The organism is Sulfurospirillum arsenophilum NBRC 109478 (assembly GCF_000813345.1).
Classification (GTDB): Bacteria; Campylobacterota; Campylobacteria; order Campylobacterales; family Sulfurospirillaceae; genus Sulfurospirillum; species Sulfurospirillum arsenophilum.
This window is the reverse complement of record NZ_BBQF01000003.1, coordinates 158,624-184,938: the sequence shown is the minus strand read 5'-3', so window position 1 is coordinate 184,938 and position 26,315 is coordinate 158,624. Positions and strand designations below refer to the sequence as shown.

25 protein-coding genes are annotated in these 26,315 nt (G+C 41.5%); 8 read left to right on the top strand and 17 right to left on the bottom strand.

Annotation, left to right across the window (positions count from 1 at the left end; all coding sequences use genetic code 11):
- Positions 1-27 precede the first annotated feature (27 nt).
- Complete coding sequence (locus SAR02S_RS08525; RefSeq protein WP_041958793.1) at positions 28-1,005, bottom strand: DNA adenine methylase; 978 nt, start codon at positions 1,003-1,005, stop codon at positions 28-30.
- Between the two features lie 87 nt (positions 1,006-1,092).
- Between SAR02S_RS08525 and SAR02S_RS08520 the strand changes: the two genes are divergently transcribed.
- Positions 1,093-1,449 (top strand): response regulator, encoded by a 357-nt coding sequence (locus tag SAR02S_RS08520; protein ID WP_041958791.1) that lies wholly within the window; start codon positions 1,093-1,095, stop codon positions 1,447-1,449.
- Here the strand turns inward: SAR02S_RS08520 and SAR02S_RS08515 are convergent.
- The 10 genes from SAR02S_RS08515 to SAR02S_RS08470 all read right to left on the bottom strand — a co-directional run bounded on the left by SAR02S_RS08515 (position 1,446) and on the right by SAR02S_RS08470 (position 13,661).
- On the bottom strand, positions 1,446-2,729 hold the full coding sequence (locus SAR02S_RS08515) for an ArsS family sensor histidine kinase (protein ID WP_041958789.1): 1,284 nt from the start codon (positions 2,727-2,729) through the stop codon (positions 1,446-1,448). The two genes, SAR02S_RS08520 and SAR02S_RS08515, sit on opposite strands and share 4 nt — an antisense overlap.
- Complete coding sequence (locus SAR02S_RS08510; RefSeq protein ID WP_041958786.1) at positions 2,722-3,393, bottom strand: response regulator transcription factor; 672 nt, start codon at positions 3,391-3,393, stop codon at positions 2,722-2,724. The genes SAR02S_RS08515 and SAR02S_RS08510 overlap by 8 nt, the downstream gene beginning before the upstream one ends.
- 73 nt (positions 3,394-3,466) lie before the next feature.
- The gene (locus SAR02S_RS08505; RefSeq protein ID WP_041958784.1) at positions 3,467-4,387 is read right to left on the bottom strand and encodes an EF-hand domain-containing protein; all 921 of its coding nucleotides are present in this window, start codon (positions 4,385-4,387) and stop codon (positions 3,467-3,469) included.
- A gap of 116 nt (positions 4,388-4,503) precedes the next feature.
- Positions 4,504-5,187: a winged helix-turn-helix domain-containing protein gene (locus tag SAR02S_RS08500; protein WP_041958782.1), complete on the bottom strand. Its 684-nt coding sequence runs from the start codon at positions 5,185-5,187 to the stop codon at positions 4,504-4,506.
- The gene (locus tag SAR02S_RS08495; protein WP_041958781.1) at positions 5,187-7,880 is read right to left on the bottom strand and encodes a DUF4118 domain-containing protein; all 2,694 of its coding nucleotides are present in this window, start codon (positions 7,878-7,880) and stop codon (positions 5,187-5,189) included. Before SAR02S_RS08495 ends, SAR02S_RS08500 begins: the two co-directional genes overlap by 1 nt.
- A gap of 1 nt (position 7,881) precedes the next feature.
- Complete coding sequence (gene kdpC, locus SAR02S_RS08490) at positions 7,882-8,460, bottom strand: potassium-transporting ATPase subunit KdpC (protein ID WP_041958779.1); 579 nt, start codon at positions 8,458-8,460, stop codon at positions 7,882-7,884.
- Between the two features lie 10 nt (positions 8,461-8,470).
- Complete coding sequence (kdpB, locus tag SAR02S_RS08485) at positions 8,471-10,507, bottom strand: potassium-transporting ATPase subunit KdpB (protein ID WP_084218478.1); 2,037 nt, start codon at positions 10,505-10,507, stop codon at positions 8,471-8,473.
- A 9-nt stretch (positions 10,508-10,516) separates the two neighbouring features.
- On the bottom strand, positions 10,517-12,214 hold the full coding sequence (gene kdpA, locus SAR02S_RS08480) for a potassium-transporting ATPase subunit KdpA (RefSeq protein ID WP_041958775.1): 1,698 nt from the start codon (positions 12,212-12,214) through the stop codon (positions 10,517-10,519).
- Between the two features lie 324 nt (positions 12,215-12,538).
- Entirely contained in the window at positions 12,539-13,009 is a 471-nt protein-coding gene (locus tag SAR02S_RS08475; RefSeq protein ID WP_041958773.1) for a YjiG family protein, read from the bottom strand.
- On the bottom strand, positions 13,002-13,661 hold the full coding sequence (locus SAR02S_RS08470; protein WP_084218477.1) for a nucleoside recognition domain-containing protein: 660 nt from the start codon (positions 13,659-13,661) through the stop codon (positions 13,002-13,004). The genes SAR02S_RS08475 and SAR02S_RS08470 overlap by 8 nt, the downstream gene beginning before the upstream one ends.
- A gap of 137 nt (positions 13,662-13,798) precedes the next feature.
- Here SAR02S_RS08470 and SAR02S_RS08465 point away from each other — a divergent pair, with 137 nt between their 5' ends.
- The gene (locus tag SAR02S_RS08465; protein WP_041958769.1) at positions 13,799-14,899 is read left to right on the top strand and encodes an amidohydrolase; all 1,101 of its coding nucleotides are present in this window, start codon (positions 13,799-13,801) and stop codon (positions 14,897-14,899) included.
- 26 nt (positions 14,900-14,925) lie between these two features.
- Here SAR02S_RS08465 and nspC read toward each other — a convergent pair whose 3' ends face one another.
- On the bottom strand, positions 14,926-16,071 hold the full coding sequence (nspC, locus tag SAR02S_RS08460; RefSeq protein ID WP_041958767.1) for a carboxynorspermidine decarboxylase: 1,146 nt from the start codon (positions 16,069-16,071) through the stop codon (positions 14,926-14,928).
- 131 nt (positions 16,072-16,202) lie between these two features.
- On the opposite strand from nspC, the gene SAR02S_RS08455 reads away from it, so the two are divergent.
- Positions 16,203-18,341, top strand: coding sequence for a methyl-accepting chemotaxis protein (locus tag SAR02S_RS08455; protein WP_041958765.1), 2,139 nt, complete (start codon positions 16,203-16,205; stop codon positions 18,339-18,341).
- Positions 18,342-18,364: 23 nt separating this feature from the next.
- Here the strand turns inward: SAR02S_RS08455 and SAR02S_RS08450 are convergent, their stop codons facing one another.
- The 5 genes from SAR02S_RS08450 to mltA form a co-directional block, all read right to left on the bottom strand.
- Positions 18,365-19,189, bottom strand: coding sequence for an SDR family NAD(P)-dependent oxidoreductase (locus SAR02S_RS08450; RefSeq protein ID WP_041958763.1), 825 nt, complete (start codon positions 19,187-19,189; stop codon positions 18,365-18,367).
- Positions 19,186-19,524, bottom strand: coding sequence for a hypothetical protein (locus tag SAR02S_RS08445; RefSeq protein ID WP_041958762.1), 339 nt, complete (start codon positions 19,522-19,524; stop codon positions 19,186-19,188). Before SAR02S_RS08445 ends, SAR02S_RS08450 begins: the two co-directional genes overlap by 4 nt.
- A 72-nt stretch (positions 19,525-19,596) precedes the next feature.
- Entirely contained in the window at positions 19,597-20,811 is a 1,215-nt protein-coding gene (locus SAR02S_RS08440; RefSeq protein ID WP_041958760.1) for a saccharopine dehydrogenase family protein, read from the bottom strand.
- Between the two features lie 103 nt (positions 20,812-20,914).
- A complete protein-coding gene (gene rdgB / locus SAR02S_RS08435) occupies positions 20,915-21,505 on the bottom strand; it encodes an RdgB/HAM1 family non-canonical purine NTP pyrophosphatase (RefSeq protein ID WP_041958758.1) in 591 nt (196 codons plus the stop codon).
- Between the two features lie 49 nt (positions 21,506-21,554).
- The gene (mltA, locus tag SAR02S_RS08430; RefSeq protein ID WP_052433579.1) at positions 21,555-22,628 is read right to left on the bottom strand and encodes a murein transglycosylase A; all 1,074 of its coding nucleotides are present in this window, start codon (positions 22,626-22,628) and stop codon (positions 21,555-21,557) included.
- Positions 22,629-22,829: 201 nt separating this feature from the next.
- Between mltA and SAR02S_RS08425 the strand changes: the two genes are divergently transcribed.
- The 5 genes from SAR02S_RS08425 (at position 22,830) to SAR02S_RS08405 (ending at position 26,198) form a co-directional block, all read left to right on the top strand.
- Entirely contained in the window at positions 22,830-24,146 is a 1,317-nt protein-coding gene (locus SAR02S_RS08425; protein ID WP_041958756.1) for an MFS transporter, read from the top strand.
- A gap of 3 nt (positions 24,147-24,149) precedes the next feature.
- The gene (locus SAR02S_RS08420) at positions 24,150-24,572 is read left to right on the top strand and encodes a YqaA family protein (protein WP_041958753.1); all 423 of its coding nucleotides are present in this window, start codon (positions 24,150-24,152) and stop codon (positions 24,570-24,572) included.
- Positions 24,573-24,596: 24 nt separating this feature from the next.
- Entirely contained in the window at positions 24,597-24,827 is a 231-nt protein-coding gene (locus SAR02S_RS08415) for a hypothetical protein (RefSeq protein ID WP_041958751.1), read from the top strand.
- An 89-nt stretch (positions 24,828-24,916) separates the two neighbouring features.
- The gene (locus SAR02S_RS08410; RefSeq protein WP_041958750.1) at positions 24,917-25,201 is read left to right on the top strand and encodes an ArsR/SmtB family transcription factor; all 285 of its coding nucleotides are present in this window, start codon (positions 24,917-24,919) and stop codon (positions 25,199-25,201) included.
- A gap of 91 nt (positions 25,202-25,292) precedes the next feature.
- Complete coding sequence (locus tag SAR02S_RS08405; protein WP_041958748.1) at positions 25,293-26,198, top strand: oxidoreductase; 906 nt, start codon at positions 25,293-25,295, stop codon at positions 26,196-26,198.
- Positions 26,199-26,315: the final 117 nt, after the last annotated feature.

Sequence of the window (26,315 nt, the reverse complement as noted above, 5' to 3'; positions counted from 1 at the left end):
TAAAAGTGCTATTGTACAATCTCCAATCTAAAATTTTTCCAACATATGAAGATATTCGTAAATAGAGTGCTTTTGTTTTAGATTTTGATAGGCTTTAAAGCGCTGGTGTGGTATTTTGACACTTTCGTATCTGCCGTATTTTTGCATCATTTTCATGATGGCTTCTTGGGAAATAATCCCCTCGTCATTGTAACTTACAAAAATGTACGAAAACTTTGCTTCTTGAATCAGTTTTTCTAATGCTTGTAACGCCGTTGTTGTTTTGCAATACGCTGAACTCTCGTAGCTTCGCACTCCCGTTTTACCTTTGGGTGTAAAGCTATCATAACGAGCAATCGTGTTTAAGATATGATAATTCGCTCCATATTGGCGACGATTGTAAGGAGGGTCAAGGTAGAGAATATCTCCCTCTATCGTTGAAATAAGCGTATTGGCATCACTGCAATACACCTGGTGAGCTGTGGCTGAGGGTATGTGTTCCAATGCCTGTAAGTAGAGTTTTTCTTGGGCAAGAGGTTTGAGATTCTTTAAAAAAGCACTGTAAATGGAAGCAGTATTGGCAACTTTATCGGCACTGATGAGCAGTGAAGCTAAAAGATAAATATAGAGCGTCTCATCGTCTTTATAAGCTTCAATGCCTTGACGCAGTGCATCTATTTTTTGACCATTATCATCCGAAAAATAGTTCCGTCCACTTCCACTGCCTAGACAATACTGTTGATACATCATTCCCGCTATAGGAGGAAGCGCATTTAAAGCAATTATACGCTCATTTATACCGTCTAAATTGGTTGTTTGAAGCATCGCATAATTAAGCACGTAACTGTAGAATTCAGCGTCATTGCTGATGATGGTGTAGCCTTTTTGTGCGAAATGGTACCCCACACAGCCACTCCCTGCAAAAAGATCACAAAATTTTTTTGCAGGAAGCTTATTTTTCACAAATTCCGATATAGTGGTCTCTATAAAAGAAAGAAGTTTTGCTTTTGAGCCAATGTAATTCATACAAATTCCTCAAAATTTTCAATATCATAGCAAAAGTAGAACACTTTTTGCTTGTAGACAAAGAAGAACTTTTATAAAGGATAGAAAATGCATTTTTTAGTTGTTGATGATAGCTCAACAATGCGCAGAATTTTGTGCAACACTCTGGGAACTATTGGGTATAGTACGACGGAGGCAGAAGATGGACTGGATGCGCTTAAAAAGATCAAAGACCAAAAATTTGATGCGATCATGACAGACTGGAATATGCCTAAGATGAATGGCTTAGAGCTTGTGCGAAGTCTTCGAGCCATGGAAGAGTACAAACATACTCCGATCATCATGGTAACGACGGAGGGTGGAAAACACGAAGTCATCACTGCCATCAAAGAAGGCGTTAATAACTATATCGTCAAGCCTTTCACCGCCTATGTTCTTCGTGAAAAGCTTAAAGATATTATCTAACGTGGAGAGTTTTTCTCCACCTCTTTTAGCGTAAAATGAATCGTAAAGTGATTCTGTCCCTCTACATGTAAATAACTTAGCTCAAATCCATGCTTTGCAACAATCGCATTGGCGATGTAAAGCCCAAGCCCTAAACCACTACTTGAACCTTCAACAGCTCGGTTAAAGGCCCGTGAAAAATCAAGTCGTTCACTCGGTATTCTTTCGCCAAAACTACAAATACTCATGCTATCAAGACCAATATCAACTTCGACGGCTTCAGTAGAATGTTTGAGCGCATTATCGAGTATGTTTTTGATCGCAGTAGCAAAAAGATCAAAGTCAACATTCACCAAGGGCGCCATCTCTTGCGGTAAAATGTGGATACGTTTGGTGTCGCTTAAAAGTAGATCCATCGCATGGTCGAGCACATCCACCACACGGTACTCTTTTGCTTCTAAAACCCACTCGTTGGAGCTGAGTTTTTCCACTTTAACCATCTCACCCAACAAGGTTTCAAGACGTTCAAAGATACGCTCCAATTGCGTTTGCTGCTTCGCATTTTCCAAAGCGTTGGAGAGAATTTTTCCCTTCATAATCGGCGTTTTAAGCTCATGCAAGATATTGCGTAAAAACAGCGTGCGCGCCTCTTTGAGAAGATGAATCTTTTGCATCGCAAGATTAAACTCTGAAGCAATTTCTCCCAGTTCATCCTCACTTTCCACACCAATAGGCTGAAATTTCTTGGTATCGCCAAACGTATGAATCGCACTTTTAAGGTTGCGAAGGCGTAAAAGCTTACGCAACACAATGCCAAAAAAAAGCAGTAAAAGAACATTGATAACACTCCCTAAAATCCAAAGGCGATAGAGTGAAAACACCTCAATATTTTCTAAAACAGGTGGCTCAAACCTCTTTTGCATAGGAAAAGGTGGAGGGGGACGAAATCCTGAATCTGACATCATCGGTGGAGGCGGTGGAGGTGGCTTTCTTGGAACAAAATAGAGCTTTTTTTCATATAAAATCATATCGGAAAAAGGGTCTTCTAAGAGTTTTTTACCCTCTTGGATTAAAATGCTTTTTTCCTGATCACTGATGCGAAGACCCAGTTTTAAAAGCATGGCTTCTTGGTCAGTCTCATTATGATGCATCATTTTCATAGCCATCATAAAACGCTGAAATGTAAAAAATTGAAGGTCGCTTATCTGTCTTTTATACTCAATCACAAAGGCAATATTAATCACCACCAAAGTGAAGGCAAAAAAGATCGAAATAAGGGTGACAATGGATATCTTACGCATTAACAAATTTATAACCAACCCCTCGAACGGAGAGAATAAAACGAGGTTTTTTAGGATCATCCCCGATCTTTTGGCGAATTCTGCCCATAATGACATCAATACTTTTGAGACTGCTTTCGTATTTGATAGAACCGATGTTAAGCAAAAGCTCTTCCCTGGAAATCACAAAGCCCTCTTTTTTAAGCATATAAGAGACGATGTCATACTCCGCCATCGTAAGTCTTACCTCATTTTTACCTTGTTTAATGAGATGCCTCTCATCATCAATATGAAAGTTCTGATAAGACGGCTCATTCACACTCACCCCTCGTCTTAAAATAGCACGAAGTCTAAAAGCAAGTTCGCGTGGGTCATACGGTTTAGGCAGAAAATCATCAGCACCTCTTTCAAACCCCATCACTTTATCGCTCATGTCAGAGCGTGCAGAAGAGATAATAATAGGAAGTGTGGGAATAGAAGCATGCACAATTCGACAGATTTCGAGTCCATCAATTTGAGGTAACGAGAGATCCAGTACGAGAGCATCAAAACTTTCATGCTGGAGCGCGGTTAAACCTTCTAAGGGAGTAAACGCCAGTATCGTTTCGATCTCCTCTTTTGCAAGAGATTCTTGAAGGAGTTGTGCGAGTTCAACATCATCTTCGATCATTAAAATTTTAATCATATCCTGATTATAACGAAGATAAAGTAAATGGAAAGTAACAAAACCACGCCTTGCTTAGAGCGTGGTTTGAGGCTTAAGCGCTAAAACTAACAGAGCTACCTGAAAGCGTATTTTGAGTAGCGTAATTCGAGATGATTTGCGCTAAAAGTGCTTTCATCAACGAATCATTACTGCTTGCGGTTGTTGTATTTGCAACACCCATACTATCGGCTCTTGTTGAGTCTTTATAGGCTTGTGCTTCCGAAGAAGTCACTTTACCATCACTGTTGGTATCAGCCGCATCAAAATTTTGCGCCAATGACTCAAAAAGCGAAGCAAGGTTGCTATCGGTTGATGAAACGTCACTCGCCATAGCGGTAAGCTCATCTTTCGTATAGCCCGTATCTTCTTGCGTAGAAGAGGATGAGGGTGGCGGAGGAGGTGGGGGCATACTTCCTGACGCCGCAACATTACTTGCATCTGTTCCACTGGCACTTGTCTCTTGCGTTGATTGCTGATACGCCATAGCTTCAGCAGAAGTCACTTTACCATCACTATTTGCATCCGCTGCTGAAAAATTTTCAGCCACTGAAGAGAGTAATGAAGCCAAATTGCTATCCGTTGAAGAAACTTCTTCCGCCATAGCGGTAAGCTCATCTTTGGTCTTGCCATTGTCTTCTTTACCGTGTGATGATGACGAAGGAGGTGGGGGCATACTTCCTGACGTCATAGTTGACTGCGCTGATAACATAGATGTCAACTCATCTATAGTAATACTGCCATCTTTATTACTATCCAGTGATGAAAAAGCGTCATTAACCGCGCTTGTATCACTTGATAGCTCTAAAGCTGCACTGCTAAACTCAGCACTGTCCACAGAACCACTCGAATCACTATCCAAAGAAGTAAGCAACGCTTCTGCGAATTTTGAACTTAACGAGCTAGAACTGCTGGTACTGCTGCCATACGTCGCGTACGATGACGTTCCGTAAAGAGAATTTGAAGTTATATTCATTTTCTCCTCCTTTGTTTGGCTTGGGGATTTCCCAGTAGCAATCCTAACGCTAAAGCAGTAAACAATGGGTAACATTAGAAAAAATAATTAAAAAAAGAGTTTAGAGTCGTTACAGCTTATCCAAACCGGTACCCAACGCCTGAAATAGTGATGAGTAATTTAGGTCGATTAGGGTCTATTTCGATTTTTTTACGCAGTTGATTGACAAACACTCGCAGGATTTTAGTGTCGCTTTGGTAGCCAATCCCCCAGACATTTTTTAGGATTTGCGCATGGGTTAGAGCCTTGCCACTATTTTGCATTAAAAATTTTAAAAGACTAAATTCGAGTGGGGTGAGATGCAACGCTACATCATCTTGTTTAAATTCTCGTTTTTCAAGATCAAGTTCCAACGTACCAACTTTGAGCAGTGGTGTGCTCTCTTTTTTGAGCGCATGCCTGAGTGCAGAGTTGATGCGCGCAACGAGTTCTCCTGTAAAAAAAGGTTTTACAACATAATCATCCGCTCCTAAATTGAGTGAATCTACAATCTCTTGTTCACCGTTTCGTGCGGAGACAATAATAATGGGGATGTTACTAAACTCGCGAATTTTTTCTACAAAAAGCTTTCCATCACCATCGGGAAGCCCTAAATCTAACAAAATCAGATCAGGATTAAATTGAACCATATGTGACATGCCCTCTTTTTGAGTGCCACACACTTTGAGTAAAAAAGCGTGCTCTTCAAGGCTCACTTCTAAAAGCTTTTGGATCTGCTTATCATCTTCGATGATCAAAATTTTATATCTAGGTTGTGACACTATTCTTCCTCAAGGGGGATGTTAAACTCAAAGATGACACTGTTTTCCACATTTCTTGCCCAAATGGTTCCCTCGTGCGCTTCAACGATTTTTTTGCAGATAAAAAGACCTAAGCCACTGCCATTGATGTCATCGCTAATGCCTTTGATGCGGAAAAACTTTTCAAACACCATTTTAAGATCTTCTTCATTGATGTGACTGTCTTCATTTAAAACAAAGATTTTACACCATTCACCCTCTTTTTGAAACCCTAACGTAATGGCACTTCCGTGTTGCGAGTATTTAATCGCATTTTCCAAAAGATTGACAACCACGCGTTCAATTAAAACACAATCGGCTTTAAAAATGCCCGATTCTTCTTCAATTTTAATGTTAAAATTGCGTTCTTTTAAAATATCTTCAAACTCCCTAGCCGCTTGCGAGAAGATGTCTGCTATATCGCACCAGTCTTTTTTAAGAACCACTTGGTGGCTTTCAAAGCGTGCAGAATCGAGCAGATTATTCATCAAGCGTTCCATCTTTTTCGCACTAAAAATCACTTGAGAAATGATAACGCGTTTTTTCTCATCCAGCCACGTCTCATCCGTCTTAAGCATCGAAATCATGCCTAAAATGGAGGCAAGCGGTGTTCGTAAGTCATGGGAAATTGAGCCATAGAGTGCATTTTTGAGCTCTTCACGTGCTAGTGTAATTGCATTTTTACTATTTTTTTCTGAAAGGGATATTCGCTCAAAAGAGACCGCCATAACACTGGTGACCGAGTCTAAAAACATCTTAAGCTCTGTTGTCATCTCATCTTGGTTGATTTTAAGCCCAAGGGCTCCATAAACGACATCGCGGCTTTTAATGGGGATGTAGAGCATGTCCGAAGCTAAAAAGGTATCCGTACCTGCCCCTGCTACTTTGCCGTTGTCCAAACACCAATCAAGGACGGCTTTTTCACTCGAAGAGATAAAAATAGCCTCTAATTTTTCAAACATCGCATCGTACTTTTTACTGGAAAGTGGACTTTTGGGATCATAATGCGCATAGAGTTTTGGCATCTCATCCACATGCTTGCGCAAGAAAAAGAAGGTCTCTTTGCCGAGTGATTCAGCAATTAAAGGCATCGCTATTTTAATCACCTGTTTCATCTCTGAAACTGCGGTCACCCTGCGACTAAGTTTATAAAGTCGCCTTACCCTCTTCTCACGTTCGCGTATCACTTCGCCAATAAGTTTTAGCTTTTGAGCTTGCGATGAAATGAGATATGCAACGATGAAAAAGATGAAAAAACTCCACAAATTGGAGATGTCACTTACAGCAAAAGTATAAATTGGAGGTACAAAATAGTAATTAAAAAGCCCAACGCCAACAAAGGTAATCACCATAGAGGTTTTCATATCACCTCTGGAAGCAACAAGAAGAACAGGAAGAAGAATGAGTAAAGCGACGTTCAACAACTCTAAATAATTTCTAAAAACGATACAACCAAATGTGATGATGCCCAGCAATCCTAGTCCAAAAAGATAGTGCCACAAAGGGGCTTCCTCTTTTTTGTGTTCATCAAGGGTGTACTCTTCTAATTTTTGCTCTTTGGTTTTGTTGATATACGAAATAATGCAAAACTCATCGCCTGCATTTAAAAGCTCATCGGCAATATCCATACGCCAGAACTTTCCTATAAAATTCTTTTTGCGCTTCGCGACAACGATGTGCGTTACAAACCGCGCTCTGGCATGTTTTAAAATTTCTTCGCCCACATCTTGCCCTGAGACGGTGTTAACCTCAGCGCCTAACTCTTCGGCTAAGCGGATATTTTTAGCGAGTTTTTCGCGATTATTGGTTGAAAAATCATCAACATACAGTGCGATCCACTCCGCATTCATCTGCGAAGAGAGCCGTTTGGCATAGCGAATCAGATTGGCGGAAAATTCACTGCCATCAATGCAGACCATGACTTTTTCAACCGCTTCCCAGCGCTCCAGTTTATTCTCTTTATATAGATCGTAAACGTCTTTACTCACGCGTCCTGCGGCTTGTTTGAGCGCAATTTCCCTCAGTGCATTGATGTTGCCAAGCTTGAAAAAGTTCATGAGCGCTTTTTCAACACTTTGGAGTTTGTAGATTTTCCCTTCTTTAAGCCTCTCAACCAATTTTTCAGGAGGAATGTCGATGATTTGGATTTTATCGACACGTTCTAAAATGCTATCAGGAACAGTTTCAGTGACCTTCACTCCCGTAATTTGCAACACCAAATCGTTGAGGCTCTCAAGATGTTGCACATTCATCGTGCTGTAAACATCAATGCCATTGTCTAAGATTTCTAAAACATCTTGGTAACGCTTTTGATGCCTTGAAGTGGGAGCATTACTGTGGGCTAACTCATCAATGAGCACAACATCGGGTTTGGCTTTTAAAATGGCATCAATATCGAGTTCATAGAGCGTACTTCCACGGTACACGATCTTTTTAGGAGGAATAGAAGGAAGTCCTTGAGTTAAACGCTCCGTTTCAGCCCTGCCGTGCATCTCAACATAGCCGATGTGTACATTCGTTCCACTTTTAAGAAGCTCTTTGGCATTGCGAAGCATGGTGTAGGTTTTTCCCACACCTGCAAGGGCGCCAAAGAAAAGCGTTAGTTCACCCGTTTCGCGTTTGTTTTTGATCTCTTGAAGAACCAGATCACTCGTTTCTAAGACATCTTCATTCATTTTAAGGATTTAAAACTCCAAAGTTTTTATCTAACGCACGATTTAAAAGAAGGACATTCACCCTCTCCTCGCCTATAAAACCCAAAAATTTTCGCTCAATATGTTGATTGACAAGCTCTAGCATTTGAACTTCATCCACTTGGCGCTCTTTCGCAATGGTTTGAACCTGGTAGAGTGCCGATAATTTGGAGATATGCGGGTCAAGTCCACTGCCTGAACTGGTTACCAAGTCACTGGGAATGGTACCCTCACCAAATCTTACATGTAAAGCTTCTTTACTGGCGTCTATTCTATCTAACAAAAGCTTGTTTGTCGGTGCTAAATTGCTACCAGCAGAGGAGAGTGCATCGTAGCCATCATCCCCTGCAGCCGAGGGTCTAGCAATAAAATAACCCTCTTTTGAAAAATTTTGCCCGATCAGTTCTGAGCCTATAACCGTTCCATTTTCTTTCAGCAAAAGCCCTGAACTCTGAGAGGGAAAAACCCATGCACCTAAATTGGTGATAACCAGAGGATACACACCTCCTAATAAAAATGTCATGACTAAAAGCAATTTAACGGATTGAAATAGTGTTTTCATAGTCTTCCTTTTACAAAAGATGCAATGTTGCAAGCAACATATCAAGCAGTTTTATACCCACAAACGGAGCAATAATGCCACCCAAACCATAGATAACTAAGTTTTTTCCTAGCACCACGTCCGCGCCCAAGGCTTTATACCCAACCCCTGAAATCGCCAGAGGAATCAGTGCGATGATAATGAGCGCATTAAAAATAACCGCCGATAAAATAGCACTCTGAGGCGATGAGAGGTGCATGATGTTAAGCACTTCCATCTGCGGAAACGCTACCACAAAGAGAGCTGGGATGATCGCAAAATACTTCGCAATATCATTGGCTAAACTAAAGGTTGTCAGCGCACCCCTCGTCATTAATAGCTCTTTACCTACTTCCACCACTTCGATGAGTTTCGTCGGCGAACTGTCCATATCAACCATATTAGCGGCTTCTTTAGCGGCTTGCGTTCCACTATTCATCGCCAGTCCGACGTCGGCTTGCGCAAGAGCAGGTGCGTCGTTGGTGCCATCACCTGTCATCGCGACCGTAAAGCCCTCTTTTTGATAATTGCGAATAAGCGCTATTTTCGTATCGGGTGTTGCTTCGGCGACAAAGTCATCCACCCCCGCTTCGGCGGCAATGGCAGCAGCCGTGATCGGATTGTCTCCCGTAATCATCACGGTTTTAATGCCCATACCTCTAAACTCAACAAATTTCTCTTTGATAGAAGGCTTGATGATGTCTTTAAGGTGAATCACGCCCAAAACATGATTTCCAATACATACGACTAAAGGTGTGCCACCTTTTTTACCAATTTGAGCGCATATATCATGAGCCTCTTTGGGGAACTTCCCACCCTTTGCGGTGACAAATTTCTCGATGGCATCCACCGCCCCTTTGCGATACTCCTTACCATCAAGATCAAGCCCACTCATCCTCGTATAGGCACTAAAGGGGATAAAGGTGGCACTTTCAAGATTGGCTGGTTCTTTAGATCCATACGTATTTTGCGCAAACGTAACCGTACTTTTTCCCTCAGGTGTGTCATCGGAAAGGGATGTTAACAGTGCGGCATACGCCAAGTTATCAAGCTCTTTAATGTCAAGAGGGATAAAAACGCTTGCCATACGGTTACCAAAGGTGATCGTGCCTGTTTTATCGAGCAATAACACATTGACATCGCCCGCGGCTTCTATGGCTTTACCGCTCATTGCTAACACATTCTTTTTAAGCAATCTGTCCATTCCCGCAATACCGATGGCACTTAAAAGCCCACCAATCGTCGTAGGAATCAAGCAGACCAAAAGTGCAATCAAGGAGACAACAGAGATATCTGCGTTTACATGTAAAGCCATCGGTTTGAGTGTCAACGTCACGACAAGAAAGATGGCGGTCAAGCCCATCAGTAAAATGGAGAGCGCAATTTCATTCGGACTTTTTTGCCTTTTAGCCCCTTCAATGAGACTAATCATACGATCCAAAAAGGTCTCGCCTGGATTTTTTGTGATCTTGATCGTAATCTCATCACTTAAAACAAGCGTACCTCCCGTAACCGAGTTGCGGTCTCCTCCTGATTCACGAATGACGGGAGCGGATTCACCCGTGATGGCACTCTCATCGATGCTCGCAATGCCCTTAATGACCTCACCATCGCTAGGAATCACTTCGCCCGCACTGACAACAACGACATCGCCTACTCTCAGGCTCTCTGAGCTGACCTTTCGAAGGGAACCGTCTTCACTTAACTTATTGGCACTACTGCTTTTTTTACCTGAACGCAAGGCACTCGCTTGTGCTTTGCCCCTGCCTTCTGCTAATGCTTCTGCAAAATTGGCAAAGAGAACCGTAAAAAAGAGCCACACAAAGACCCAAAATTCAAATCCAAAAAGAGAAATATTGCCACGACTGCTCTCGTAAATCCATATAAAACCGGTGATAAATGTGCCCAAATAGACCACAAAAATGATCGGATTTTTGAGCTGTTCTTTGGGGGTTAATTTGCCAATGCATCCTTTGAGCGCATCGTTGATAATCGCTTGGTTATAGCTAGAATTAGTTTGTTTTTTCATGTTCATTCCTTAAAAAGAGACGCGTTCAAGCATCATCAAATGCTCAATAACAGGACCAAGTGCCAGTGAAGGGAAAAACGTGAGCGCTCCCGTTAATAAAATGGTTGCCACCAAAAGGGTGATGAAAAGTGTACTTTGAGTATTGAGTGTACCTTTACCAAACGGAACCACTTTCTTTCTCGCCAAACTTCCTGCAATAGCAAGCATGGGGATAATCACACCAAAGCGCCCCACGAACATACAAAAAGCCAGCGCGTAGTTATAGTAAAGCGTGTTGCCACTTAGTCCCGCAAAAGCACTGCCATTGTTTCCACTGGCTGAACTGAAGGCATAAAGAATTTGAGAAAGCCCATGCGGTCCAGGGTTGGAAATGGAGCTAGTGGCATCCGGAATTAAAAGCGATAATCCCGTAAAAAGAAGGATGCACAGACCCGGAAGTAACACGGCTATGACGGTATAGGTCATCTCTTTGGCCTCAATCTTTTTACCCATGTACTCAGGCGTTCGACCTATCATGAGTCCTGCAATAAAAACACTTAATATGACATACGCCATCATGCCGTAAAAGCCTGCACCCACACCACCGATGACAATCTCACCGAGCATCATCTGCACCATAGTCACCATACCTGCTAGTGGAGTGAGGCTATCGTGCATACCATTGACCGCACCACACGATGCCGCCGTAGTGGTTACTGCAAACAGGGAAGTTGAAGCAATGCCAAAGCGTACCTCTTTGCCCTCCATCGCACTCTCTCCTACAATGCCCGAAATTTCAGGATTGCCAAATTTTTCTGAGACATAATGAGAGCCTAACATCAACACAAAAAGAACAACCATCGCGATTAAGATAGAACGACCTTCGCCACTTTTTTGACTCATTTTCCCATAGACAAAAAGAAGTGATACCGGTAAAAAAAGGATAGAAAAGGCTTCTGCAAAATTAGAAAGTGGCGTTGGATTTTCAAAAGGGTGTGCTGAGTTAGCATTGAAAAAACCTCCACCGTTCGTTCCTAATAGCTTAATCGCCTCTTGCGAAGCCACAGGACCCATTGGAATGCTCTGATTGACCCCTTCGAGGCTCACGGCACTGATATAAGGAGCAAAATTTTGGATGACACCTTGAGAGATCAAAAAGAGTGCATAGACCAAAGAGAGTGGCAGTAAAACATACAGTGTTACGCGAACCATGTCCGCCCAGAAATTGCCGATAGACTCGCTCTCTTTAGAGATAATACCTCGCATAAAAGCCACGGCTACTGCAATGCCTGTCGAAGCGGAGAGGAAGTTTTGTACACTGAGCACAAACATTTGCGAGAAATAGCTCATTGTGCTCTCACCACTGTAATTTTGCCAGTTCGTATTGGTGACAAAGCTTATTGCCGTATTGAACGCTAACTCAAAGGGCAAAGCGGGGAAGCCTTGTGGATTAAGAGGCAAAAGATGTTGGCTCAGAAGCACTGCTAAAACAAGCACGATGCCCGCACCGTTAAAAAGCATTAGTGCTAAAGCATACTTCTTCCAGTTCATCTCCAGTTGTGGATTGATACCACACAAGCGATATAGACTATTTTCTACCGGTGAAAGAAGTCGTGTTAAAACGTTTTTATCGCCCACCACTACTTTAGTAAAAAACCCACTGTATGCTTTTGCTGCTCCTATGAGCAAGATCAAAAAGCTGATAAAAAGGGTTATATCTGCAACCATTGTTTTCCTTTATTAGACTTCTTTCATAACCCTTGAAAAGATAAAGAGTTTGCTGAGAGTGCATTAATTTTTGAAACTCAAGATTGAGTCATAGCCTTTAGCTATGGCGATGTTTTTAGTTTCAAAAAGTGATGTGCTATAAGCGATACTCTTTTTTCAATGGGTTATGAAAGAAGTCTATTGGTTATTTAGGAAAATTATAGAGCAGATAAAAGTGGGGAAATATCTTGATTTGGGGTTAAAAGATAAGGATTTTGTTAGGATGTAAAAAAGGAAATAGAACGACTTCCTTTTTTACATGTAAAGATAAATAGCTTTAAAACCTTAGACAACAAAACGCATAATCAGCATGGCTAAACAGCTGTTGAGGATACTAATTACCATTAGAAGGGGCCAATATTTTTTAGGAACATCGGCAACGCCTAAGAGTCGTCCCATATACTGAATTTGAGATGCCATAAGAAAAAGTGCTGGCATTAAAATGCTCACATGAGTCCCTGTTAATACACCTTTGGTAAAAAGACTCAAAGCCATACCTACACCTGCAGAACACGAAAGCCATGTTGATAAAAGCACTGTAACAGCTTCACCAGGTAAGCCAAAAATAGCCATAGCAGGCGCAAAGAGTGTACCAATGGCTTTCATAGCACCCGTCACATTTAAAATTTCAGCAATAACATACGCCATCAAAACATTAGGCATCAAGTTATTGATAGCCATATTAAAGCCCTTGCGAGCGCCGATGACAAAAATATCAAATGGGTTATTTGTGGTTGGAGTTGTTGGACTACTCATTGATAAAATCCTTTTTATAAACACTATTGAGAACAAAACGTGCACCGATTGCACCGATAAATTTAAAGACAAATACCAACAACAACGGAATGAGAACAGGTATAGTCAATGTTGAAAATACTGCTGAACCAATCGCAAAATAGTTGTTAATCATGCCCGCTCCAGAATACTGCCACGCACACATAATAACCAACTCTTTTTTGGTAATCTGTTTTTCATCGTAAAGCTCTTTGGTTAAAGCAGCTCCTGCATCGGTACTTTGCAAATCCGTAATCATCGCAAGACCCGTAAGACCTGGAATGCCAAGTAACGGTCTTAGCAAGGGTGTTAATAATTTATGTGCCGCTCGAATCGCACCGTAATGGCTAAAAATTTCTAACATACCAAGTGCTAACATCACCGTTGGAACCAAAGAGAGCGCAAATAAAAATCCCGCTTTTGCACTCACACCACCTGAGCCTACAAAGGTACTTTTCCCATCTTGAAGCGTTCCAAATTTTCCTGATAACGTTGTAAAATCAAGTGCACCAAGCCACTCCATACCATCAACTTTCATAAATAGACCCGAAAAAAACAGCACTGCAAATATTAGTGCGATATAGGCACCAACACCTACTTTCCATTCATCTGGAGATTGATTTTCTACTCCCACATAAACTCCTTTAAAAATTTAATTTATAATTATATATTTTAATTATTCTATTTTTATAAAGTAGAGTGCACAATAAGTCAACAATAAGCAAAATTTAGCCATTCTATACGCACTAAAACGCTTTTAAGGATTTCAAAATGTCACGAGTCATTGAGTTATACGATACATTACATGCCATGCCTGAACTTGGATTTGAAGAGTTTAAAACGGCAGAATTTTTAGCCAATGCCCTAAAAAAGGCTGGTTATACTGTAACTACAGGTGTGGGTGGTACGGGTGTCATTGGTGTGTACGATAGTGGCGTTGCAGGTCCAACTCTTGCCCTTCGAGCGGACATCGACGCACTGGGTCATTTTATCGATGGAAAACTTTGTGCCTTGCACACCTGTGGACACGATGCACATGCCTCAATGGTTCTTGCTGCTGCAGAAGAGATTATCGCTCAAAAACTCATCTCTAAAGGCAAACTCAAAATCCTTTTTCAACCGGCAGAAGAGCCTGGTACTGGTGCATTAGCGGTTATAAAAGCTGGAGCAATTGATGATGTGGATATGATCTTAGGGCTTCATTTGCGCCCTCTTTCAGAAGTACCGATGGGCAAATCAACCCCAGCACTCTACCATGGGGCATCCAATCGTCTCAAAGCCATCTTCCACGGTGTTGCCGCCCACGGCGCACGCCCTCATTTAGGGGTTAATGCTATTGATGCGGCTGTTGCTGCCATCACTGCGGTCAATGCCATTCACCTCAACCCATCAGACTCTTACAGCATCAAAGCGACCAAGATGATTGCCGATGCAGGTGTCACCAACGCGATCCCCGATGAAGCAACGGTCATTTGGGATGTAAGGTCTGAGCTCAACGACACAATGGATCTTTTACTTGAACGTGCCCAATCAGCTATTAGTGCAGGAGCAGCCACAGTAGGTGCAACAGCAGAGATTAATACCTACTCCTACATTCCTGCGGCACACTACTCTAAAGAGGCAATTGATGTACTGTCTAAAGCGATTGTTGATGTTTATGGCGAAGAAGGATTAGCTCCTGAGATTAAAACCGTGGGTGGAGAGGATTTTCACTACTACATCAAAGAGCGACCATCCATTAAAGCGGGGTATTTTGGCTTGGGGTGTGACCTCACTCCTGGGCTTCATAATCCTAGCATGAAGTTTAATAAAAATGCGATGGAACAAGGAAAAGAAGTTCTTATCTGCGCTACAAAACGCGTTTTACATTAGAGAAGAGGCGCTCAATGCGCCCTTTCTTAATTGCGTCGTTTGTACTCTTCATACCCAAAATGGCTGGTCACTTCATAGCTTCCATCACGATGCAAAACGGCAAGATCTGGTAATTTAACGCCGTTAAACGTGGTGTTTTTAACGATGGTATAGTGAATCATGTCTTCAAAAATAAGCTTATCACCAATCTTCAAAGGCTCATCAAAACTGTAATCGCCCATGATGTCACCGGCTAAACAGGTAGGTCCACCTAATCGGTAAAGATTTGGCTTTTCACCCACATCACCAGCACCCCTAATGGCAGCGCGATACGGCATTGCAAGCGTGTCCGGCATATGTGCTTCAGCGGAGATGTCCAAAATGGCAATGTCCATACCGTTATGCACGATGTCAAGCACACTCGCAATGAGTGGTCCCGTTTGCCAACCCACCGCTTCACCCGGTTCGAGATAGACTTTAATGCCATCGTATCGCGCTCTAAAATCGTTAATAATTTTAATGAGTTTTTCGACATCATACCCATCACGCGTGATATGATGCCCTCCTCCAAAATTCACCCACTTCATACGTGGAATCAAATCTCCAAAGCGTTTTTCAAACCCTTTTAAGACCTCTTCCAAAGCGTTTGCATCTTGTTCGCAAAGCGCGTGAAAATGAAGCCCTTCAATGCCTTTTAATTGATCGTACTGCATATTTTCTTTGGTGATACCCAAGCGACTGTATAATCCACACGGATTGTAAAGATCCACAGGGCTTGAAGAGACTTCAGGGTTAAGGCGTAGTCCACAACTGGTTTTCCCAATCGCTTTACTTTTATATTTTTCCCATTGATTAAAGGAATTAAAAATAAGATGATCGCTCAAAGCTATTACTTCATCAATGTCTTCTTCTTTATACGCGGGTGAGTAGGTGTGAATCGTGCCTTTAAAATATTCATTGGCAAATTTCGCTTCATGAAGTCCACTGCATGTACAACCACTGAGATATTTATCGACAAGCGGAGCGAGTGCTTTAAAGGCAAAGCCTTTAAGGGCAAGTAAGATGGTAGCACCTGAGCGCTCACTGACCTCTTTTAAAAGAGTTAAATTTTGCTCTAAAAGAACCTCTTCACACACGTATGCTGGTGTTTGAATATCTTCAAGTACGGTTTCAATACGACTTATTTTCAACATGTTTTTCTCCAAAAATTACACATGAAATGTAGCATTTTTACTCTTAAGAATCTCAATACAAGCGTAGCATTAAAGAATTAGCCAAAAGTTACGATAATATTAGGAATTTGAGCAAAATATAAGGAGAGTATATGCCAGCTTTGAGCATTAAAATTAAAGCCTTGATTGTCTTCATGGTTTCCATTGCCGTCGTGGCATCCATTTCGTTGGGTGTAATCATCTACAAATCATACCAACTCGGGCAAACACAAATGAAAGATGAAGGTGAGCTTATTTTAGATATTAATAAAAATGAACTCAAAGCCTTTACCATTATGGCAGAAAAAGCCATTGGGGCATTTTATGAAGCCTCTTCATCAGAAGCTAACATCGCGCAAAAGATTAAAGCGGATGCAATGATTCTCAAAAAAACATTAGACGACATCTACACCAACAATAAAGATAAACTCTCTAAAGATGAGTTGCGTACCATGCTTTTAGCACTGATTAATGGCTATCGCTATAACAATGATGTAGGTTACTTCTATGCGTATAATTTAGAAGGTATCAATGTCGTTCATCCTATCAACAAAGCACTGGTCGGTAAAAATCTAATCGATATGAAAGATAAAGAAGGAAACTTCGTTATCAAAGATCTTCTCAAAGCAGCAAAAGAAGGAACGGGTGTTACCAAGTTTATTTGGCCTCATCCTGTAACCAAACAAGATGAACCAAAACTCTCTTATAACTTCTACTACGAACCTTTAGATATTGTCATCGGCACGGGAGACTATGCTTCAAGCATTAAAGAGCATTTTCAAAATGAAGCCATTAAGATTCTCAATAAATTGCGCTATACCGATGATGAAGAAGGTTATTTTTATGCCATTAAAAAAAGTAACAACGGTAACTATGAATATGCGTTTCATGCACTCAAGCCTGAAAGAAAAGGTAAAGAGGTCAAACTAACCGATACAGACCCTATGGGACGATTGTTTAGAAAAGAGTTGGTTGAAGGCGCATTAAAAAATCTTAAAGAAGGTACTTTCTTTATCTACAATGCCGAACATCCTATCACCAAAAAAGATGCTCCTAAAATAGCCTATGCAAAATATTTTAAAGAATGGGATTGGACGATTATCTCAGGCACGTATATTGACAACATTGAAGAGCATACGGCAAAACAAGGTCAAAAGATAAGTGCTAATATCAACAGTATGTTATTTGAGACCGTTATAGCAGGGTTTATTGTCGCCCTCATTGCAATAATTGCAATCTATTTTCTCATTACCAATCTTATTGCAAAACCTCTTTTAAACCTTCAAGCAACGGCGCACAATTTAGCAGAAGGCGATGGAGATCTTACCAAACAGCTCGAAATTAAAAACCAAGATGAAATTGGTGGAGCTTCCAACGAGATCAATAACTTTATTGAAAAGGTTCGCGCAACGATTGCACTTGCTAAGGAGACGAGCAGTGAAAATGCTTCCATTGCACATGAACTTTCAACGACAACGCTCCAAGTAGGTAAACGTGTCGAAGACTCTACCACGATTATCCATCAAACCAGCACCATGTCTAATGCTATCAAGCAAGAGATTAGCACTTCTGTTACCAAAGCCAAAGAGTCCAAAGAAGAGATCATCAAAGCCAATCAAGAACTTAGATCTGCACGAGGATTTGTCCAACAGTTAGGAGAACGTGTTCAAAACAGTGCGCACACAGAGATGGAACTAGCGCAGAGAATCCAACAGCTTAGCTCAGATGCGGATCAAGTCAAAAATGTCCTCACGGTCATCAGCGATATTGCCGATCAGACTAACCTTTTAGCGCTCAATGCTGCCATAGAAGCCGCACGTGCGGGTGAACATGGACGAGGTTTTGCCGTTGTTGCCGATGAAGTACGAACATTAGCAGAGCGTACCCAAAAAAGCCTTGTAGAGATTCATGCTACCATCAACGTTATCGTCCAAGCCATTACAGACAGTAGTGAGCAGATGAATAAAAACTCAAAAGAAGTTCAAGAGCTTTCTGTTGTTGCCGAAGATGTTGGTAAAAAAATCAATACGACCGTTGATATTATGGATATTGCGACCAAATTAAACGACAAAACGGTTACGGATTATATTAATACAGGCTCAAAGATCGAAGAAATCGTGAGTAAAATCGAAGAGATCAATACACTTTCAATCCAAAATACAAGAAGTGTAGAAGAGATCGCAGGAGCAAGCGAGCATCTTAACTCGTTAACTGAAAAACTAAACGCGATTTTGAATAAATTTAGAACGTGAAAAGAAGCCTCATTTGAGGCTTCCTAATCCCCTGCTTTACGCGCTATAGCATCCATCCAAGAGGTTGGTAAAAGACGTTTGAGCCACACAAAGAGCTTGGTGGGGAACGTTACAGGATAACGAAATTTCGGTTTCCTAGCCTCAATCGCTTGAACTAAAACTTCCAAAACTGCCTCAGCCCCCAATGTAAAAGCACCATCACCACTTTTTTGAAGTCGCTCTAATGTTTTAGCATAAATTTCACGATGCGCTGAACGATCAGAGTCAACATTGGCTAAAAATTTGGCAAGGGCATTTTTACGAAAATTGCTCCGGATAGGACCTGGTTCAATGAGGACAACGTCTACGCCACTTCCATGAAGTTCCAAACGCAACGTATCAGCAAGTCCTTCAATCGCAAATTTGGAAGCGTTGTACGCCCCTCGGTAACTCATCGCCACAAAACCCAAAATAGAGCTGTTATAAATGATGCGTCCACTTTCTTGTTTGCGCATATAAGGGAGTACGAGGTTTGTAAGCTCTTGTGTGCCAAAGACATTGGTTTCAAACTGCTCACGAAGCACATCACGTTTAAGGTCTTCCACGGCTCCGGGTTGCCCAAAAGCGGCGTTGTTAAAGAGAACATCAATGCGACCACCCGTTTGAGAAAGCATCCATGCAAGCGCTACATGTAAACTGCCAGAGTCGCACAAATCGAGCTTAAAAGCATTCAACCCTTCACTTTGCAAGCGCATAACATCTGCATCATTGCGACAGGTGGCAAAAACACTATAGCCCAGTTTTGAAAGCCCTTTGGCACAAGTATAACCAATGCCCGAAGAACAGCCCGTGATTAAAACTGTTTTCATACGCTAATAACAGTCTCACCAGAGTTGATCCACGAACTGAGTAGTTCTCCCGTATAATGAACATCAATGCCACACGTTTGTAAAGGCGCGGTAATGTCCATCGTGTCAGCGCATTTAAGACATGCCACCACTTTAACGCCATCCTTTATCATCGCTTCAACTTTGGCTCTCACTTCCGCATCTTCAGCGATCAAGCGTTGTGAAGCGCCCCAAACCAGCACTTCCACTTCATCCATCCAGCCTTTTAAAATAGCGTTGTGTGCATAGAGGCAGACCATATGTAGGGAGGTTTCTTTGTTGTCCGTTGTCCAGAGAATTTTAGCTTTTTTTGACATGGTAATCCTTTACATGTAAAGTGTCAAAGAGGAGGCTCAAAACTTTACATGTAAAGCTTTGAGCGAGGTAGATTATTTAATTTCGTAAGTCTCGTCGGGTTTCATTTCGATGATTTTCCAAGGAAGCCCTTGTGTGTTTAACTCGTCCATAAATGGTTTTGCATCGAATTGCTCCATATTGAACACACCCTTACCAGCCCATTTGCCCTCTAACATCATCTTCGCACCGATCATTGCAGGAACACCCGTGGTGTAGCTGACTGCTTGAGCGCCCGTCTCACGGTAGCACGCTTGGTGATCGCATACGTTGTAGATGTAAATTTTGCGTTTTTTGCCATCTTTGAATCCTTCAAAGACACAACCGATGTTGGTAAAGCCAACCGTTCTAGGTCCCAAACTCGCAGGATCTGGAAGGAGCGCTTTTAGAAGTTGAATCGGAACGATTTTCACGCCATCAACCTCAACTTCATCAATGCGAAGCATGCCGACGTTTTCCAAACATTTCATATGTGTAAGGTAGCTTTGACCAAAGGTCATAAAGAAGCGAATACGTTTAAGCCCTTTGATGTTTTGAACCAAGGACTCTAGCTCTTCGTGGTATAGCAAATAACTGTCTTTAGGGCCTACTTCTGGGTAATCCCACACCATTTTTACAGATACTGGCTCTGTTTCGATCCACTTGCCCTCTTCCCAGTAACGCCCTTTGGAGCTGACTTCTCTAAGGTTGATCTCGGGATTAAAGTTGGTTGCAAACGCATAACCATGATCTCCTGCGTTACAGTCTAAAATGTCGATAGAGTTGATCTCATCAAAGAGGTATTGTTGTGCGTAGGCACAAAAAACATTGGTGACACCTGGGTCAAATCCGCTGCCCAAAAGCGCCATAATGCCAGCATCTTTAAACGCTTTATCTCTTGCCCATTGCTCTTTGTACTCAAACTTTGCAAGGTCTGGATGTTCGTAGTTTGCGGTATCGAGGTAGGGAACGTTCGTCTTAATGCACGCATCCATAATCGTTAAGTCTTGGTACGGAAGAGCGATGTTCATCACTAAAGCGGGTTTTACTTTTTCGATCAAAGCCACCAATGCATCGACATTATCCGCATCAATTGCAGCCGTTTCGATGTTTACATGTAAAGATTCTTTGATCTCATTTGCGATTTGATCGCATTTTGATTTGGTTCTACTTGCCAAGACGATGTGTGAAAATACCTCTTTGTTCATCGCACATTTTTTGGTGACGACACGACTCACCCCACCTGCGCCAATAATTAATACTGTTGCCATTTCTATCCTTTAAGATTTTCATTGAGGCTTCTTTAATAAGCGCTATGAACCATAGCCATTATCAAAAAAGCCTAGTCTATTTTACGTTTTTTTGATTACTTCTTTATTTCAAACTGTTGATAACGATGTGCGCGAGCTCCAACGCACGTGCTCGGTGTGAAAAGGCTTTTTTTACACTTTCATCCAGTTCACCCAGTGTCTGGTTGTAACCACATGGAATAAACATCGGGTCGTACCCAAAGCCATTGTTTCCACGTGCTTCTGCAATGGCATCGCCGTGCATCCAGCCATGCACACAAAATTCACCTTTTTTGCAAACAAGTGCAATCGCTGCGGTGTAAAATGCGGGCGTTTTTGCAATCCCTTTGTCTTTAAGCGTCTGAATAAGCTTGTTCAAATTATCTTTTGCGTTTGCATTAACGCCTGCATAACGCGCACTGTAAATGCCCGGCTCCCCGCCTAAAACGGGTACGCTGATGCCACTGTCATCGCTTAAAACGATGTCGTTTTTGTTTTCTAGTTTTTCATACACGGCGCGCGCTTTAATCAGAGCGTTTTCTTTAAACGTCGAGCCTGTCTCATCGATCTCAAAAGGCTCCATAATATCGCTGTAAGCGACCACTTCATACTCATTGATCCATGACTGGAACTCTTTAACTTTACCTTGATTGGACGTGGCTAAAATAATTCTCAAACTCTGCTCCCAATGCTTGTAATTAATCTTTTATTGTACCGATTTTTGTTTAAAATTTGGGTTGCATAATCCACACTTCAAGCGGCGCTTTAAGCTCACCTGCTATCCACTGCGCTCGCTCGCCATACCCCATAAACATATCAGCCCTATTTGGCCCTTTGATCGCACCACCCGTATCTTGAGCAAAAACAAATTTATCGACACTGTAATTTGCCGAATGGCTCTTAACCGCTAAGAGTGAACCTAGTGGAATAAAACTGCGATCGACCGCAACGGAACGCTCAGGTGTCAACACAAGCCCCAAACTTCCTGTTGCTTTTTGATCCATTCTGCGGAAGAAGACATAGCTTGGATTGGTGTTAAGCAGTGCGTCTATTTGCGTTGGATGCGCTACAAGCCATGCTCTGATACTCTGCAATGAAATCTCTTCGACACTGGCGAAAATGCCACGGTTCATCATCTCGCGACCTAAAGATTTGTACTGATGCCCGTTAGCATCGGCATAACCTATAAAAATGACTTTACCGTCTTCCAACTCAACCCTTCCCGAGCCTTGCACTTCCATAAAGAAAAGGTCTATTTTATCGTCTACATAACAGAGAACTTCTGCATTGAGCTTGCGTTTGCTGATCTCTTCGCGTGTATAGTAAGGCATCATCTTGCCTTTTACGGAACGTCCACGCATCTTCTTGTCATTCTCGCCCACGATCATGAGAAGGTCTTTGGGTTTGGCATATACTGGGTATTTGAAACGCGCACTCTTTTTCATACTTCCATGAAGTAGCGGCTCATAGTAACCTGTCAACATCGAGCGTTGTTCATTGGGTTGGATTTTTTTAAGTTCAAAAGAGTTTTTGAAAAAAGCTTTGGCATCGTTTACATGTAAAGCTTGTTCGCAGACATTGGCATAGACTTTTTTGCTTAAAGGTGCCGCGCAATTTTGACGAAACAAAGAAAGCAGTTCATCAAAATTTTCATTTTGACTGAGAGACTCAAAACGTTCGTTTTGCTCTTTAATCGAGGTTACAAAGGCTTCATCTTGAGAGGAAGGAGAGGTCGTTTTTAAGCTACAACCGCTCACCAAAATCATTAAACACACTAAAAAAAGTATACTCTGTCGCATTCACATCCATTACAAAAGACACCTTTGTGCCTTACATTTTTCAACTTCTTAACGCATTGATGGCGCTTACCATCATCATTTAGGGTGTAAATTATAACATAAAACAACCTTGTACAAAGAGTTGCTCAGTGAATCCATAGAATTTTCAAAGTTTAACAAGGGTAAAATTTGTCTTGATTAAATTTCGAGGAATTTCCTTCCATGTTCAAAACTATTTTTCCCCTTAGCCTTATTATTTCACTCCGTTTTTTAGGTCTCTTTATCGTCTTACCCGTCCTCTCCGTTTACGCGCTTCATCTGGAGGGCTCTAACGAATTTCTCGTGGGTATCACCATCGGTGGATATGCCGTTACACAGATGTTACTCCAAATCCCTTTTGGCATCATATCCGATAAAATTGGGCGTAAAATTACCATCTTTATTGGTCTGGTTATCTTTCTCGCAGGCTCACTCGTCTGTGCGTACAGTGACACCATTTATGGCTTGATGATCGGTCGTTTTTTACAAGGTGCTGCTGCCATTGGTGCTGTTGGTACTGCGATGATCAGCGATATGGTCAAAGAAGAGGTGCGCGGCAAAGCTATGGCGATCATGGGTGGTTGTATTGCGGCAAGTTTTGCTATTTCCATGATGTTAGGCTCTGTCATCGGCGGTTATTATGGTGTCGATAAACTCTTTTTCATTACCGCAGCACTTTCCATCTTTGCAATGATCGTACTCTACACCAAAGTGCCAAATCCTCCTAAAATCGTCCACCATTATGGTGCAGACGAGACGGAGCTCAAACACATTTTAAAAGACCGCAATCTCATGAACATGAACATCACCAACATGCTTCAAAAAGGGATGATGACGCTCGCGTTTATGGTCATTCCTATCATCATGGTTCAAGAGTTTGGGTTTGCCAAAAAAGAGCTTTGGATGGTCTATCTTCCAGCGATGATCTGTGGTGTACTTGCCATGGGACCTTCCGCTATTTTAGGTGAGAAAAAACACCTTTCCAAAGAGATGCTCATGATCGGTGTCTCCTTATTTGCCATCAGCTACGTTATGATGGGTTACGCTCACGCCGCTCCGTGGTTTATCGTGGGTGTGGTCATCTTCTTCATCGGCTTTAACATGCATGAACCACTTATGCAATCCATGGCGAGTAAATACGCGAAGGTTCACCAAAAAGGCGCAGCACTCGGTGTATTTAACACCTTTGGGTATGCTGGAACGTTTATTGGTGGTGTTTTTGGTGGTTATTTCTTACAACACTTTGGCATTAAAGAGATAGCATGGGTTATCTTCATTACCTGTATTCTCTGGCTCTTTTTGATCGCCGCGCTCAAAAATCCAAGTCATAACAAAAACATCTATCTTTCTTACGACAGCTTCGATCTCACACGGGTTGAACACTTACACAATGTTATAGGCGTTCTTGAATGGTATCGCAATGAAAGTGAGCAACTTTTGGTCGTCAAATACGACTCCAATGTCACTAACCAAGAGACGATTTTAGCGGTCATTTCCTAAACAGTGAGCTATTTCTCTCTCTTTTTAACCAGCTTCGCTTCTGCCACACTTTTACCCGGTGGAAGCGAAGCACTTTTTGTGTATCTTTTAAGCGAACATCTAAGCCCTATTCTACTTTTAGGTGTCGCCACACTGGGCAACACACTGGGTGCTTTTGCCAACTATATCCTTGGAAAATACGCCACAGATTTTGCACTACGTAAAAACTACATGAAAGAGAAACACCTCCAAAAAGCCTCGTCTCTTTTTGAAAAATACGGCGCATGGAGCCTGCTTTTTTCATGGCTTCCCATCATCGGCGACCCACTTACCTTTGTCGCTGGCATCGTACGTTATGCGTGGTGGAAGTTTGTCATTATCGTAGGTTTTGCCAAACTGGCTCGGTATGTTTTTGTTTATCTTGGTTTTTTAGCCATCGCATCGTAAATCCACACATGAAAAGAAGTTCTTATGCATAATCCCATCTCTTGCGAATTTTACGACCAACTGATGGTCGCCATTCAACGTAAAATTCCTTCCACCATTGTCTATCTTGAAAATGAGCAAACCACTACCATTAAAAGTATTGTGACGGAATTGATGATGATAGAGTATGAAGAGTTTTTAATGCTAAAAGGTGGGAAAAAGATCAATCTTCAAACGATTTTTTCGTTTAATGGCAAAATGCATAAAGAAGTTTAGAATCTTTACATGTAAAAGATTATTTTGAACTTGACAAAGAAGACTATAAATTATATACTTCGACAACTATCGAATTATATGGGGATACTATGGATATTAAAGAAGCTGCAAAAGTGATGAAAGCACTCTCTCATCCTAATCGACTCGAGATTTATCTCGGTATTGTAAAAGGGGAGCAAAGTGATTTTCAAGCTAATGAATGTTGTGTGACTGACATCATTGATAAACTTAAAATTGGCGCACCTACCGTTTCACATCATCTTAAAGAGTTGACAAATGCAGGACTTATCGTAACAGAGAGACAAGGTAAGTTTTTGATTGCAAGACCTATCCTTTCCACATGGGAAGAAGTCAAAAAACTCTTGCCTAACTAAACCCAATGTCTTTTGTATAGTGGGTTTAATGTCTTTCGTATATCTTTATAATTCGATAGTTATCGAAATTTAAAATCAAAGGAGTTTTATTATGGGTTGTAAATGTTGCCAAAAGGCATGGGGACTAGAAGACATCGGCGATTTAAAGGGGAAAACTATCATTGTTACAGGTGGCAATAGTGGACTTGGATTTTATACAGCTTTGGCATTAGGTGAAGCAGGAGCCGAGGTTATCATTGCATGCAGAGATAAAGTAAAGGGGCAAGCAGCGTTAGAAAAACTACAAAAATCAGCATCAAGCGGTCTATTTAAACTAGAAATACTTGATTTAGCCGATCAAGAGTCTATTGCCAACTTTGCCAATAGATTTTTGGCATTAAATAAGCCCTTAGACATTCTCGTTAATAATGCAGGAGTAATGGCACCACCAAAGAGAGAAGTAACCACGAAAGGTTTTGAGCTTCAATTTGCCACCAACCATTTAGGGCACTTTGCCTTGACGGGACTATTATTGCCTGCGTTGAAAAGAAGTCAAAAACCGCGTGTTGTGGTTGTCTCTAGTTTAGTAGCATTTTGGGGTAAAATCAATTTCAATGACCTTCAAAGTAACCTGAGTTATAACCCAATGCAAGCATACGGACAGTCCAAACTCGCCAATCTTGATTTCATGCTTGAGCTAGGGAAAAAAGCACCGTGGTTAACATGTGTAGCAGCTCACCCTGGTGCATCTATAACAAACTTACAAAGATATTCAAAGCCCTCAAAGATATTCGTTAAACTCCTTGGTCAAGAAGCAGAAAAAGGAGCATTACCAACCCTGCTCGCTTGTGTAGACGATGTTTCAAGTGGTACGTTCTATGGCCCAAAAGGGTGCTTACAACTCAAAGGATCACCAAAAATAAAACGCTTACCATGTCGTGCAAGAAATACAGCTGAACATGAAAAATTGTGGGCAATATCTGAAGATCTAACAAAAATAAAATATGATTTCAGTTAATGATTGACGTTTACATGTAAGGATTGTCCTTACATGTAAATCTACTTAATTCAAAGTTTCACTCAAACCTCTTTTTACATTAAATTTAAGGTTTCTTATCTTATTCTACTTCAACAT